This is a genomic window from Variovorax sp. AC194 (assembly GCF_979257995.1).
Genome location: NZ_OZ409823.1, coordinates 4,830,244 through 4,842,685, shown reverse-complemented (window position 1 = coordinate 4,842,685; position 12,442 = coordinate 4,830,244). Strand labels below are relative to the sequence as shown.

Sequence of the window (12,442 nt, the reverse complement as noted above, 5' to 3'; positions counted from 1 at the left end):
AGCGCGCGCGTGTCAGGGCATCACTTCAAGGGTGGCCGCATAGCTCAGGCGGCGTTCCTTGGCTTGCGGCACGGTGGTCTTGGTGTCCTTGGTGCTGGCGTCGAGCCAGTACATGCCGGCGGTCGGCCAAGTCACGCTGAACTGGCCCTTGTCGTCGGTCTTGAGCTTGATCTCCTCGAGCTTGTCGCGGTACTGCGTGTTGCCGGCGGTCACCGTCACTTCGAGGTTCTTCGCGGGCTGGCCGTCGAGGTTCAACGTGAAGCTGGCTTTCTCGCCCTTGACCAAGTCCGTCGGGCTGCCCGCCACGATCAGCTCCAGGCCCTGGCCGATCGGCTTGAGCGCCGATGGCTTGCCGACCGTCACGAAGGTTTCGATGCGGCCCGACGAGTGGGTGATGGTGACGTCCTGCGCGTCGGCCGGGATTTCCTTGCCGATCGTCTCGGCCGTGCCGCGTGCGCGCTTGTTCTGGCCCGTGGCCTTGTCCTTCCAGCTCGCGAAGGCGCCCGCGTTGATCACGGCGATGCGGTACGTGCCCGGCTGCGCGACGCTCACGTCGAACACGTTGCGCAGCTTGAGCTTGGCTTCGCTCTCGGGCTTGACGGTGCTGCCGTCGGGCGCGGTGATCTGCAGGCCATCGAGCCGCAGCGGCGCATGGTTCGCGACGAACAGGTCGTTCGACACGGCGGCATCGATGCTCACGGTGTCGGCCTTGGAGAAGACGGTGGACGAGGGCAGCAGCCAGGCGTTGTGCGCCATCGAAACGGAAGCGATGGCCGACAGGGCGATGGCGAGGCCGGTGGCGCGCAGGGTAGAACGGGTCATGGGAAGTCCTTGAGGGATGAAGCTTGCGGAGAAGGGGGCCGTCGTCGATCAAGGCTTGAGTTCGAGCTTGATCTCGCCGAGCTCTTCCTTGCCGGCCGCGGTCGGCTGCGCTGCCGCGGTCGGTGGCCACTGGAACGGAATGCTCACGACTTCGCGGCCGCCGACTTCACGCGCCGCTTCGACCACCAGCTTGTAGGCGCCCGGCGCGAGCTTGGGCATCGGTGCCGTGCCTTCGGTGAAGCTCAACTGGTGCTTGCCGGCGGGCTTGGTAGCGCCGGTCACGCCATCGACAGGCACCGCGAGTTCGCGGCCGCCGCGGCGCCACCACTGGCGCATGTCCTTGAGCCACTTGGTGCCTTCGCCTTCGGGGTTGTTCGTCTTGGTGCGCACGTCGTACCAGACGGCCAGCGTGCCCGCGACCGTGTTGTCGGCGCGCTCGATCCACGTCGCCACGTAGGGGCGGTGGTACTCCGACGCGTTCAGCCGCGGGATCTCGATGTTGACGGCCAGGCTCGCCGCGAAGGCCGGGGTTGCGAGCAACGCCGACATGGCGATCGGCGCGAGTGAATAGCGAACGTGCACGGGAGAACCTCTTTTCCTGAATCAATCGGTCAATCAATGAATGAACAACAGCGCGAGCAGCACCGGCACGACCAGCCCCATGCCCACCATCGGCCAGGTGAACGGTCGGTTGCCCGCGTGCATCTTGAGAATGAACAGCCCGGTGATCGAGAAGACCAGCGCGGCGCCCGCGAAGATGTCGATGAACCAGCTCCAGGCGGCGCCGGTGTTGCGCCCCTTGTGCAGGTCGTTGAGGTAGGAGAGCCAGCCGCGATCGGTGCGCTCGTATTCGATTTCGCCGTCGGCCAGGCTCAGGCGCAGCCAGGCGTCGCCGCCGGGGCGGGGGAGCGAGAGATAGATTTCGTCGTCCGACCACTCGGCTTCGCGGCCGGCGGTGCCGACGTCCCAGTTCTTCTGGACCCAGCCTTGCAGTTCGGAGGGCAGGGGCGCCTTGCCTTTTTGCGCCTTGGCGGCGGGCAGTTGTCGCTCGAGCCGCGCGCGCAGGGGCTCGTCGATCGTGCCGTTCAACTTCGTGATGGCCGGCTTGGCTTCGATCTGCCCCGCGTGGTTGAGGGTGAAGCCCGTGACGCTGAACAGGATCATGCCGATGAGGCAGATCGCGGAGCTCACCCAATGCCATTCGTGCAGGGTCTTGAGCCAGTAGGAACGGCGGCGGTTGTCGGGGCGGGTGGCAGTCATCGAAGGCGCGGATTCTATTCGCGCAGATGAGAATGACTGCTATTTGGAGGCCGTTAAGTTACGTAAAGCAATAAAAAACGGGACCGAAGTCCCGTTGATTGATGTCGAAAGACTGCGCTTATTCGAGTTCGCCCATTTGCGATTGCAGGTAGTTTTGCAGGCCGACGCGGTCGATCAGGTCGATCTGCGTCTCAAGGAAGTCGATGTGCTCTTCCGTATCGTCCAGGATTTCCTGCAGCAGGTCGCGCGAGACATAGTCGCGCACCGATTCACAATGCGCAATGCCATCCTTGATGGTGGCTTGCGCGCCGGTTTCGGCGCCGAGGTCGCAACGCAGCAGTTCGGGCACGTCTTCGCCGATGTTCAGCTTGCCCAGGTCCTGCAGATTAGGCAGGCCGTCGAGCATGAAGATGCGGTCCATCAGCTTGTCGGCGTGCTTCATTTCGCCGATCGATTCCTCGTATTCCTTCTTGGCCAGCTTGTCCAGACCCCAGTGCTTGAGCATGCGGTAGTGCAGGAAATACTGGTTGATTGCAGTGAGCTCGTTCTTGAGCTGCGCCTGCAGATGTTCGATGACCTTGGGGTCGCCCTTCATGGTTTTTTCCTTGTTCTGAAAGCGTGATTGTCAGAGGGGCGGATGCGTGCGCGCAAGCAATCCCATGCTGCGCCGGTCTGCATGCGTGTGATGGTGATACACGTTCGTATTCGGGTGCGAAAAAACCGCGGCGGCCTCATCGCAAACATAGCAAGCTCCAATACTTTTAATAGCTCATGACTATTGATAATATGAGATTGGTAGCTATACTCATGGTTCGCCTTTTTCATCAGCCACCTAGGAATCACCAATGTCCCTGATCAACACCCCAGTCCAACCCTTCAAGACCCAGGCCTACCTCAACGGCAAGTTCATCGATGTGTCCGACGAGACGCTCAAGGGCAAGTGGTCCGTGCTGATCTTCATGCCGGCGGCATTTACCTTCAACTGCCCGACCGAAGTCGAAGACGCGGCCGACAACTACCCCGAGTTCCAGAAGCTGGGTGCCGAGGTCTACATCGTGACGACCGACACGCACTTCTCGCACAAGGTCTGGCACGACACCTCGCCGGCCGTCGGCAAGGCCAAGTTCCCGCTGGTGGGCGACCCGACCCACACGCTGACCAACGCTTTCGGCGTGCACATCCCTGAAGAAGGCCTGGCCCTGCGCGGCACCTTCGTGATCAACCCCGAGGGCATCATCAAGACGGCCGAAGTGCACTCCAACGAAATCGCCCGCGACGTGAAGGAGACTCTCCGCAAGCTCAAGGCAGCCGTCTACACCGCCGCCCACCCGAACGAAGTCTGCCCGGCCAAGTGGAACGAAGGCGACAAGACCATCGCCCCCTCGTTCGACCTCGTCGGCAAGATCTAAGCGCTCCCGTGCGAAAGCCCGGGCGCTCACGAGGCCCCGGGCTTTTTTGTTCCCAGTTGATAGTTTTCAGTTATCGAAAGTGAGTCCGTCATGCTCGACGCCAGCACCAAAGCCCAATTGAAGAGTTACCTCGAACGCGCCACGCAACCGATCGAGATCGTCGCGTCGCTTGACGACAGCAAGGCCTCGGGCGAGATGTTGTCGCTGCTGAAGGACGTCGCAGAGTCCTCGCCGCTGGTCAAGCTGACCGAAAGCCGCGACGACAGCCACCGCAAGCCCTCGTTCTCGGTCAACCGCCCGAGCGAGAACCACGGCCCGCGTTTTGCCGGCCTGCCGATGGGCCATGAATTCACCTCGCTGATCCTTGCGCTGCTGCAGATCGGCGGCTACCCGCCCAAGGTCGAGCAAGCCGTGCTCAACCAGATCAAGGCGCTCGATGGCGACTTCGAGTTCGAGATCTATGTCTCGCTCACTTGCCACAACTGCCCCGACGTCGTCCAGGCGCTGAACCTGATGGCGATCCAGAACCCGCGCATCCGCACCACGATGATCGAAGGCGGCACCTTCCAGGACGAAGTCAAGGAACGCCAGATCATGGCCGTGCCGACCGTCTTCCTGAACGGCACCGAGTTCGGCCAGGGCCGCATGAGCCTGGAAGAAATCCTCGCCAAGATCGACACCAGCGGCGTCGAACGCGAAGCCAAGAAGATCGCCGCCAAGGACCCGTTCGACGTGCTGATCGTCGGCGGCGGCCCGGCCGGCGCGGCAGCTGCCGTGTACGCCGCGCGCAAGGGCATACGCACCGGCGTGGCCTCGGAGCGCTTCGGCGGCCAGGTGCTCGACACGCTGGGCATCGAGAACTTCATCTCGATCAAGGAAACCGAAGGCCCGAAGTTCGCCCATGCGCTCGAAGAGCACGTGCGCGACTACGACGTCGACATCATGAATCTGCAGCGTGCCAAGGCGCTGGTTCCGGGCAACGACCTGATCGAGGTGCAGCTCGAAAGCGGCGCCTCGCTCAAGAGCAAGTCGATCATCATCTCGACCGGCGCGCGCTGGCGCAACATCAACGTGCCCGGCGAGCACGAGTTCAAGAACAAGGGCGTGGCCTACTGCCCGCACTGCGACGGGCCGCTGTTCAAGGGCAAGCGCGTCGCGGTCATCGGCGGCGGCAACTCGGGCGTCGAAGCCGCAATCGACCTGGCCGGCATCGTGGGCCACGTCACGCTGATCGAGTTCGACACGGCGCTGCGCGCCGACGCGGTGCTGCAACGCAAGCTGCACAGCCTGAAGAACGTCGACGTGTTCACCAACGCGCAGACCACCGAGATCACCGGCGACCAGAAGGTCAACGGCCTGGTCTACAAGGACCGCGCATCGGGCGAGCTGAAGAAGGTCGAGCTCGAAGGCGTGTTCATCCAGATCGGCCTCGTGCCCAACACCGATTGGCTCAAGGGCGTGGTCGAGCTCACGAAGCACGGCGAGATCGTCGTCGATGCCCGCGGCCAGACCTCGGTGCCCGGCGTGTTCGCCGCGGGCGACGTGACGACGGTGCCGTTCAAGCAGATCATCATCGCGGCCGGCGACGGCGCGAAGGCGGCGCTCGGTGCGTTCGACCACCTGATCCGCACTTCGGCGCCGGCTGCTGCCTGACCCCGACAGGTCAATGCGGTTCGGGCTAGGGCGCCCAGCGCTGAATGAGAAGGGCCACCCGATCCGGGTGGCCCTTTTTTTGGGCTCAGTAAGTCAACCGCTCCGGCCGCAGTTCCTGCAGGATGGTGGTGGCGATTTCCTCGATCGATTTCGTGGTGGTCGAGAGCCAGCGGATGCCGGCGCGCCGCATCATCGCCTCGGCCTCGCTCACCTCGTGGCGGCAGTTCTCCAGGCTCGCATAGCGCGAATCGGGCCGGCGCTCGTTGCGGATCTCGCTCAGGCGCTCGGGCTGGATCGTGAGGCCGAAGATCTTCTTGCGGTGCGGCATCAGCGCGGGCGGCAACTGGCGGCGGTCGAAGTCCTCGGGGATCAGCGGGTAGTTGGCCGCCTTCAGGCCGTGCTGCATCGCCAGGTAGAGCGAGGTGGGCGTCTTGCCGCTGCGGCTCACGCCCACCAGGATCACGTCGGCGCCCTGCAGGTCGCGGTTGCTCTGGCCGTCGTCGTGCGCCAGGCTGAAGTCGATGGCGGCGATGCGGGCGTTGTATTCCTTGCTCTTGCTGACATCGCTGAAGCGGCCGATGCGGTGGTTGGACTTCACCGCCAGCTCGATTTCCAGCGGCCGCACGAAGGTGCCGAACATGTCCAGCAGCATGCCCTTGCAGCCGGTTTCGATCACTTCCAGCACGTCCATGTTGGCCAGCGTGGTGAAGACGATGGGCCGCACGCCCTCGAGTTCGGCCGTGTGGTTGATCTGCCGCACCGCCTGGTGCGCCTTGTCCACCGTGTCGGTGAAGGGCAGGCGCACGTGGCGCGGCTTCATCTCGAACTGGGCCAGCACGGCGTTGCCGAAAGTCTCGGCGGTGATGCCGGTGCCGTCGGAAATGAAGAAAACAGTGCGTGTATGCATGGTGTTGCTCTTGCGGCCTTGTCCTGCGGCGCGGGCAACCTTGCCACGCCTACAATCCGGTCCATTATCGGGAATCCGCTTTCCCAGCCCCCCATTCTTTCCATGCACGCCGCCCCCGCACCCAAAGCAACGACAACGATCGTGCCGCGCCGCCTGCATGCAGCACCGGTTTCAACTTCTGGAGCTTTCCCATGTCTGCACTTTTCGACGCGACCGCCCTGGTCGTACCGTTTGAAAACCTGAGAATGACCGACGTCGAGGCGGTTGGCGGCAAGAACGCCAGCCTCGGCGAAATGATCTCGCAGCTGCCCCAAGGGGTGCGGGTGCCCACCGGTTTCGCGACCACGGCCCACGCCTTCCGCCAGTTCCTGGCCCACGACGGCCTGGCCGACAAGATCAGCAAGCGCCTCGCCGCGCTCGACACCGAAGACGTGCGCGCGCTGGCTACAGCCGGCGCCGAGATCCGCGCCATGGTCGAATCGCAGCCCTTCCCGGCCGACCTGCAGAAAGCCATCGGCGAGGCCTTTGCCACGCTGAGCGCCGGTAACCCGGAGGCCTCGTTCGCCGTGCGTTCGTCGGCCACCGCCGAAGACCTGCCCGACGCCTCGTTCGCGGGCCAGCAGGAAACCTTCCTGAACGTGGTCGGCATCGACGACGTGCTGCACAAGATGAAGGAGGTGTTCGCCTCCCTCTACAACGACCGCGCCATCAGCTACCGCGTGCACAAGGGCTTCGAGCACGACGTGGTCGCGCTCTCGGCCGGCGTGCAGCGCATGGTGCGCTCCGACCTGGGCGCCGCGGGCGTGATGTTCACCATCGACACCGAATCGGGCTTCGACCAGGTGGTGTTCATCACCTCGAGCTACGGCCTGGGCGAAACGGTGGTGCAGGGTGCGGTGAACCCGGACGAGTTCTACGTGCACAAGCCCACGCTGCGCGCCGGCAAGAAGGCCGTCATTCGCCGCAACCTCGGCTCCAAGCTGATCCAGATGGAGTTCGCCACGCCCGAAGAGAAAAAGGCGAGCGGCAAGCTGGTGAAGACCACCGACGTCAAGGCCGAGCAGCGCAACCGCTACTCGCTGAGCGACGCCGACGTCGAGCAACTGGCCAGGTACGCGCTGGTCATCGAAGAACACTACGGCCGCCCGATGGACATCGAGTGGGGCAAGGACGGCACCGACGGCCTCCTCTACATCCTGCAGGCGCGCCCCGAGACGGTGAAGAGCCAGCAGCAGGGCAAGGCCGAGCAGCGCTACAAGCTCTTGGGTAAGGGCGCCGTGCTCGCCGAAGGCCGTGCCATCGGCCAGAAGATCGGCACCGGCCCCGTGCGCCTGGTGCACAACATCAGCGAAATGGACAAGGTGCAGGCCGGCGACGTGCTCGTCACCGACATGACCGACCCCAACTGGGAACCGGTGATGAAGCGCGCCGCCGCCATCGTCACCAACCGCGGCGGGCGCACCTGCCACGCGGCCATCATCGCGCGCGAGCTGGGCATTCCGGCCGTGGTCGGCTGCGGCGACGCGACCGACCTGCTCAAGGACGGCACGCTGGTCACCGTCAGCTGCGCCGAGGGCGACACCGGCTTCATCTACGACGGCCTGCTCGAGACCGAAGTGACCGAAGTGCAGCGCGGCGTGATGCCCGAGATCGACATCAAGCTGATGATGAACGTCGGCAACCCGCAGTTGGCCTTCGACTTCGCGCAGCTGCCGAACCACGGCGTGGGCCTGGCGCGGCTGGAATTCATCATCAACAACAACATCGGCGTGCACCCGAAGGCGATCCTCGACTATCCGAACGTCGACAACGACCTGAAGAAGGCTGTCGAGTCGGTGGCCCGCGGCCATGCGTCGCCGCGTGCGTTCTACGTCGACAAGGTGGCCGAAGGCATCGCGACCATCGCCGCGGCCTTCTGGCCCAAGCAGGTGATCGTGCGCCTCTCGGACTTCAAGTCGAACGAGTACCGCAAGCTGATCGGCGGCAGCCGCTACGAGCCGGAAGAAGAGAACCCGATGCTGGGCTTCCGCGGCGCGGCGCGCTACCTGAGCGCGGATTTCGGCGAAGCCTTCGCCATGGAGTGCGAGGCGCTCAAGCGCGTGCGCAACGACATGGGCCTTACCAACGTGCAGATCATGGTGCCCTTCGTGCGCACCCTGGGGCAGGCCGAGCGCGTGACCACGCTGCTGGGCGAGCATGGCCTCAAGCGCGGCGAGAACGATCTCAAGCTGATCATGATGTGCGAGGTGCCGAGCAACGCGATCCTGCCGGAGGAGTTCCTGAAGTTCTTCGACGGTTTCTCGATCGGCTCGAACGACCTGACCCAGCTCACGCTGGGCCTGGATCGCGACTCGGGCCTCGAGCTGCTGGCCGCCGACTTCGATGAGCGCGACCCGGCCATCAAGGCGCTGCTGAGCCGCGTCATCAAGGCGTGCAAGGCCGAAGGCAAGTACGTGGGCATCTGCGGCCAGGGGCCCAGCGACCATCCGGACTTCGCGCTCTGGCTGGCGGAAGAGGGGATCGAGTCGATCTCGCTGAACCCCGACAGCGTGATCGACACCTGGCAGCAACTGGCCAAGCGCTGAAGCCCCGCGCGCAGGATTGCGGAAATCCCCATGGGGGGATTCCCGCGACCTGTAGGTGTTCTGGAAACAAATTGCGTATTTGATGCCAGACTTGCAAGATTCACGGGCGCATCCCGGAAGGGAAGACCACCATGATTCTTGTGAAGACGCCAACGGGCCAGCAGGCCCTCAAAGACCGTTCGGTCCCGCTGACGCCGCGCCAGCGCTCGGCTTTCATCCTGTTCGATGGCAAGCGTTCGGTCGACGAGGTGCTGGCCAACGGCATGGGCATCGTCCGGGAGGACATCGACCACATGGTCGCGCTGGGACTGTTGGAGCCGGCTGCGGGCAGTGCGGCTGCGCCGGCACCGGTCGCCGCACCTGCGGAGGTTCCCAAACCGGCTGCACCGGCCGCGCCGGCCGCACCCGCGGCTGGTTCTTCGGGCCGCAGCAGGCAGCAGCGCTACAAGGACGCCTACCCCATCGCGACCCAGCTCACCGGGAGCCTGGGCCTGATGGGCTTCAGGCTCAACCTGCAGGTCGAGGGCACGACGAGCTACGAAGACCTGCTGGCACTCGCGCCCAAGATCCGCGCCGCGGTCGGCGCCGAGAAGGCAGCCGCCCTGGACAAGGCCCTCAACGACTGAGGTGCCTTGCCGGATCGGCGATTCCAGGGCTATAATCGCCGGCTTTGCCTTGCCACACTGCGCCCGACGCTGCAGGTGGCTTTTCCTCTTCCTCGGAAGAATCCACAAGGAGTGCCATGCGTCACTACGAAATCATTTTGCTGATCCACCCGGATCAGAGCGAGCAAGTTCCGGCCATGCTGGAGCGCTACAAGGGCCTGATCACGGCCGGCGGTGGCAAGGTCCATCGCGTTGAAGACTGGGGCCGCCGCCAGCTGGCTTACCAGATCAACAAGCTCAACAAGGCGCACTACCTGTGCGTCAACATCGAAGCCGAGCAAACCGTGATGGGCGAACTGGAACACGCGTTCAAGTTCAACGATGCCGTGCTGCGTCACCTCACCGTCCAGAAGAAGAAGGCCGACACCGGTCCTTCGTCGATGATGAAGACGGTCGAGCGCGAAGAAGCCCGCAAGGCCCAGCAGGCCGAATACGCCGCCAACAACAACTGATGGCGTGACTGCTGCCGCTGCGGCAACCGGAGTCAATCAGCTGTTGCTGACCGCCTCGGTTGCCGAACTCGGAGCCTTGCGATACACGCCCGCCGGCCTGCCCGCCATCGACCTCAGACTCGAACACGAGTCCACGCTCGATGAAGCAGGCAAACCCCGGCAGGTGAAGACGGCCCTCAAGGCCGTTGCCTTCGGCGCCATCGCCGAACGGCTCGCAAGACAGTCGATGGGAAGTCTCTGGCGTTTTCAGGGTTTTCTCGCGACACCGGGCAATGGCAAGCATCCGGTCCTGCACATCCAGGATTTTCAGCAAGATTAATTTTCGACAAGAGGTCCCCAAATGGCCACGTTCAAGAAATTCAACAAAGACAAGCGCCCGAAGCGCAACACCCAGTCGCTGCTGTTCAAGCGCAAGCGCTTCTGCCGTTTCACCGTCGCTGGCGTCGAAGAAATCGACTACAAGGACATCGACACGCTGCGTGACTTCATCAGCGAAAACGGCAAGATCATCCCCGCACGCCTGACCGGCACGCGCGCGATCTACCAGCGCCAGCTCAACACCGCCATCAAGCGCGCCCGCTTCCTGGCCATGGTCCCGTACAGCGACCAACACCGCGTCTAAGGAGCCGACACCATGCAAGTCATTCTTCTGGACAAGGTCGTCAACCTCGGCACCCTGGGCGAAATCGTCAAGGTCAAGGACGGTTACGCACGCAACTTCCTGATTCCGTCGGGCCGCGCCCGCCGCGCCACCGCTGCCAACAAGGCCGAATTCGAAGCCAAGCGCGTCGAACTCGAAAAGGCTGCGGCCACCAAGCTGGCTGAAATGCAAGCCCAAGGCGAAAAGCTCGGCGGCACGACCGTCAAGCTCACGCAAAAGGCCGGCGTCGACGGCCGCCTGTTCGGCTCGGTCACCAACGGCGACATCGCCGAAGAGCTGGGCAAGCAAGGCTACAAGGTTGCCAAGTCGCAAGTGCGCCTGCCCAACGGCCCGATCAAGGTCGTCGGCGACAGCACCGTGAGCGTTGCGCTGCACACCGACGTGGTCGTCGAGATCACCGTGACGGTCTACGGCGAAACCGCCTGATCGTTCGCGGCGCCTCGTGCGCTGCCCGCAAAAGCCGCCTTCGGGCGGCTTTTCTTTTGGTGCCTCCGTACCACTGGAGTTGTCCAGTGCGTTGCACTGGAAGATCACCGTTTATCAACAGCCTTGTCCACAAGCGCGACGCCGTGCGCGGCTTAGCATGCAGGGTTGCAAGGGAAGTCCATGTCCGCCGTTTTCTCCTACTCCGACGGTAATTCGTCGGCCGACCGCCAGATCGCCCAACTGCGCATTCCGCCGCACTCCATCGAGGCCGAATCGAGCGTGCTCGGTGGCCTGCTGCTCGACAACGGCGCCTGGGACCGCATGGGCGACCTGCTGGTCGACGACGACTTCTACCGTCACGAGCACAAGCTGATCTACGCCGCCATCGGCGGACTGATCAATGCCAGCAAGGCGGCCGACGTCATCACCGTCTTCGAGCGGTTGCAAAGCCTGGGCAAGGCCGACGATATCGGCGGACTGGTCTACCTGAATTCGCTCGCGCAGTACGTGCCGAGCGCGAGCAATATCCGGCGCTATGCGGAGATCGTGCGCGAGCGCTCGATTTTGCGAAAGCTCGTCTCGGCCAGCGACGAGATCGCGACCAACGCCTTCAACCCGCAGGGCAAGCCGGTCGACAAGATCCTGGACGAGGCCGAGCAGAAGATCTTCAACATCGGCGAAGAAGGCTCGCGGATGAAGCAGGGCTTCCAGAGCATGGACGCCCTGGTGGTCGAGCTGCTCGACCGCGTGACCGAGATGGCCGAGAACCCGAACGACATCACGGGCGTGCGCACCGGCTTTCACGACTTCGACAAGATGACCTCGGGCCTGCAGCCGGGCGACATGATCGTGCTGGCCGCGCGTCCCTCGATGGGCAAGACCTCGCTGGCGATCAACATCGCCGAGCACGTGGCGCTCAACGAAGGACTGCCTGTTGCCGTGTTCTCGATGGAAATGGGCGCTTCCCAGTTGGCGGTGCGTATCGTCGGCTCGATCGGCCGCATCGACCAGGGACACCTGCGCACCGGCAAGCTCAGCGACGAAGAGTGGCCGCGCCTGACCGAAGCCATCGAGAAGCTGCGCACCGTGTCGCTGCACATCGACGAGACGCCGGGCCTCTCGACCAGCGAGTTGCGCGCCAATGCGCGCCGGCTCGCGCGCCAGTACGGGCGCCTGGGCCTGATCGTGGTCGACTACCTGCAGCTCATGTCCACCAGCACGAGCGGCGACGAGAACCGCGCCACGGCCGTGGGCGAAATCTCGCGCGGCCTGAAGATGCTGGCCAAGGAACTCAAGTGCCCGGTGATCGCGCTCTCGCAGCTCAGCCGCGGCGTGGAAAGCCGCACCGACAAGCGCCCCATGATGAGCGACTTGCGCGAATCCGGCGCCATCGAGCAGGACGCGGACATCATCATGTTCATCTACCGCGACGACTACTACGACAAGAACAGCAAGGAGCCGGGCGTGGCGGAGGTGATCATCAGCAAGCACCGCAACGGGCCGACGGGCACCATCAAGCTGGCCTTCCTGAAACCGATCACCAAGTTCGAGAACCTGGAAGGCTACAGCCACAGCGACCAGTACTGACGCGAGCGCGGCGAG

The 12,442-nt window shown here is 64.0% G+C and carries 14 protein-coding genes; 9 read left to right on the top strand and 5 right to left on the bottom strand.

Going from position 1 to position 12,442, the window contains the following annotated elements:
• Nucleotides 1-12: 12 nt before the first annotated feature.
• The 4 genes from ACZYRS_RS23040 to bfr all read right to left on the bottom strand — a co-directional run bounded on the left by ACZYRS_RS23040 (nucleotide 13) and on the right by bfr (nucleotide 2,677).
• The gene (locus tag ACZYRS_RS23040; RefSeq protein ID WP_463421115.1) at nucleotides 13-822 is read right to left on the bottom strand and encodes a DUF4198 domain-containing protein; all 810 of its coding nucleotides are present in this window, start codon (nucleotides 820-822) and stop codon (nucleotides 13-15) included.
• A 48-nt stretch (nucleotides 823-870) separates the two neighbouring features.
• Entirely contained in the window at nucleotides 871-1,371 is a 501-nt protein-coding gene (locus ACZYRS_RS23035) for a DUF2271 domain-containing protein (protein WP_463422525.1), read from the bottom strand.
• Between the two features lie 66 nt (nucleotides 1,372-1,437).
• Nucleotides 1,438-2,082 carry a PepSY-associated TM helix domain-containing protein gene (locus ACZYRS_RS23030; protein WP_463421114.1) on the bottom strand — a complete coding sequence of 215 codons (645 nt, stop codon included), beginning with the start codon at nucleotides 2,080-2,082 and terminating at the stop codon, nucleotides 1,438-1,440.
• Between the two features lie 118 nt (nucleotides 2,083-2,200).
• Nucleotides 2,201-2,677, bottom strand: a complete 477-nt coding sequence (bfr, locus tag ACZYRS_RS23025) for a bacterioferritin (protein WP_056583098.1) — start codon at nucleotides 2,675-2,677, stop codon at nucleotides 2,201-2,203.
• Between the two features lie 250 nt (nucleotides 2,678-2,927).
• On the opposite strand from bfr, the gene ahpC reads away from it, so the two are divergent.
• Together ahpC and ahpF are read left to right on the top strand one after the other, a co-directional pair.
• Nucleotides 2,928-3,491, top strand: coding sequence for an alkyl hydroperoxide reductase subunit C (ahpC, locus tag ACZYRS_RS23020; protein WP_463421113.1), 564 nt, complete (start codon nucleotides 2,928-2,930; stop codon nucleotides 3,489-3,491).
• 90 nt (nucleotides 3,492-3,581) lie between these two features.
• Nucleotides 3,582-5,144, top strand: coding sequence for an alkyl hydroperoxide reductase subunit F (ahpF, locus tag ACZYRS_RS23015; RefSeq protein ID WP_463421112.1), 1,563 nt, complete (start codon nucleotides 3,582-3,584; stop codon nucleotides 5,142-5,144).
• A gap of 85 nt (nucleotides 5,145-5,229) precedes the next feature.
• On the opposite strand, the gene ppsR is transcribed toward ahpF, so the two are convergent.
• Entirely contained in the window at nucleotides 5,230-6,051 is an 822-nt protein-coding gene (gene ppsR / locus ACZYRS_RS23010) for a posphoenolpyruvate synthetase regulatory kinase/phosphorylase PpsR (protein WP_042579541.1), read from the bottom strand.
• A 191-nt stretch (nucleotides 6,052-6,242) separates the two neighbouring features.
• Here ppsR and ppsA point away from each other — a divergent pair, with 191 nt between their 5' ends.
• From ppsA to dnaB, 7 genes are all read left to right on the top strand, one after another.
• Entirely contained in the window at nucleotides 6,243-8,636 is a 2,394-nt protein-coding gene (ppsA, locus tag ACZYRS_RS23005) for a phosphoenolpyruvate synthase (RefSeq protein ID WP_463421111.1), read from the top strand.
• Between the two features lie 131 nt (nucleotides 8,637-8,767).
• Nucleotides 8,768-9,262: a hypothetical protein gene (locus ACZYRS_RS23000; RefSeq protein ID WP_198787690.1), complete on the top strand. Its 495-nt coding sequence runs from the start codon at nucleotides 8,768-8,770 to the stop codon at nucleotides 9,260-9,262.
• Between the two features lie 116 nt (nucleotides 9,263-9,378).
• Nucleotides 9,379-9,753 (top strand): 30S ribosomal protein S6, encoded by a 375-nt coding sequence (rpsF, locus tag ACZYRS_RS22995; protein ID WP_198787691.1) that lies wholly within the window; start codon nucleotides 9,379-9,381, stop codon nucleotides 9,751-9,753.
• Between the two features lie 4 nt (nucleotides 9,754-9,757).
• The gene (gene priB, locus ACZYRS_RS22990; RefSeq protein WP_042579539.1) at nucleotides 9,758-10,072 is read left to right on the top strand and encodes a primosomal replication protein N; all 315 of its coding nucleotides are present in this window, start codon (nucleotides 9,758-9,760) and stop codon (nucleotides 10,070-10,072) included.
• Between the two features lie 21 nt (nucleotides 10,073-10,093).
• A complete protein-coding gene (gene rpsR, locus ACZYRS_RS22985) occupies nucleotides 10,094-10,375 on the top strand; it encodes a 30S ribosomal protein S18 (protein ID WP_007830781.1) in 282 nt (93 codons plus the stop codon).
• Nucleotides 10,376-10,387: 12 nt separating this feature from the next.
• Entirely contained in the window at nucleotides 10,388-10,840 is a 453-nt protein-coding gene (gene rplI / locus ACZYRS_RS22980) for a 50S ribosomal protein L9 (protein WP_198787692.1), read from the top strand.
• 180 nt (nucleotides 10,841-11,020) lie between these two features.
• Complete coding sequence (dnaB, locus tag ACZYRS_RS22975) at nucleotides 11,021-12,427, top strand: replicative DNA helicase (RefSeq protein WP_198787693.1); 1,407 nt, start codon at nucleotides 11,021-11,023, stop codon at nucleotides 12,425-12,427.
• The last annotated feature ends 15 nt before the right edge of the window (nucleotides 12,428-12,442 follow it).

Excerpts from the sequence above, each read along its gene's own strand:
- ACZYRS_RS23040 (WP_463421115.1), bottom strand. The coding sequence starts at position 822 with ATGACCCGTTCTACCCTGCGCGCCACCGGCCTCGCCATCGCCCTGTCG.
- rplI (WP_198787692.1), top strand. The coding sequence starts at position 10,388 with ATGCAAGTCATTCTTCTGGACAAGGTCGTCAACCTCGGCACCCTGGGC.
- ACZYRS_RS23030 (WP_463421114.1), bottom strand. The coding sequence starts at position 2,082 with ATGACTGCCACCCGCCCCGACAACCGCCGCCGTTCCTACTGGCTCAAG.
- ACZYRS_RS23035 (WP_463422525.1), bottom strand. The coding sequence starts at position 1,371 with ATGTCGGCGTTGCTCGCAACCCCGGCCTTCGCGGCGAGCCTGGCCGTC.
- ppsR (WP_042579541.1), bottom strand. The coding sequence starts at position 6,051 with ATGCATACACGCACTGTTTTCTTCATTTCCGACGGCACCGGCATCACC.
- bfr (WP_056583098.1), bottom strand. The coding sequence starts at position 2,677 with ATGAAGGGCGACCCCAAGGTCATCGAACATCTGCAGGCGCAGCTCAAG.
- ppsA (WP_463421111.1), top strand. The coding sequence starts at position 6,243 with ATGTCTGCACTTTTCGACGCGACCGCCCTGGTCGTACCGTTTGAAAAC.
- rpsR (WP_007830781.1), top strand. The coding sequence starts at position 10,094 with ATGGCCACGTTCAAGAAATTCAACAAAGACAAGCGCCCGAAGCGCAAC.
- ACZYRS_RS23000 (WP_198787690.1), top strand. The coding sequence starts at position 8,768 with ATGATTCTTGTGAAGACGCCAACGGGCCAGCAGGCCCTCAAAGACCGT.
- ahpF (WP_463421112.1), top strand. The coding sequence starts at position 3,582 with ATGCTCGACGCCAGCACCAAAGCCCAATTGAAGAGTTACCTCGAACGC.
- ahpC (WP_463421113.1), top strand. The coding sequence starts at position 2,928 with ATGTCCCTGATCAACACCCCAGTCCAACCCTTCAAGACCCAGGCCTAC.
- rpsF (WP_198787691.1), top strand. The coding sequence starts at position 9,379 with ATGCGTCACTACGAAATCATTTTGCTGATCCACCCGGATCAGAGCGAG.
- dnaB (WP_198787693.1), top strand. The coding sequence starts at position 11,021 with ATGTCCGCCGTTTTCTCCTACTCCGACGGTAATTCGTCGGCCGACCGC.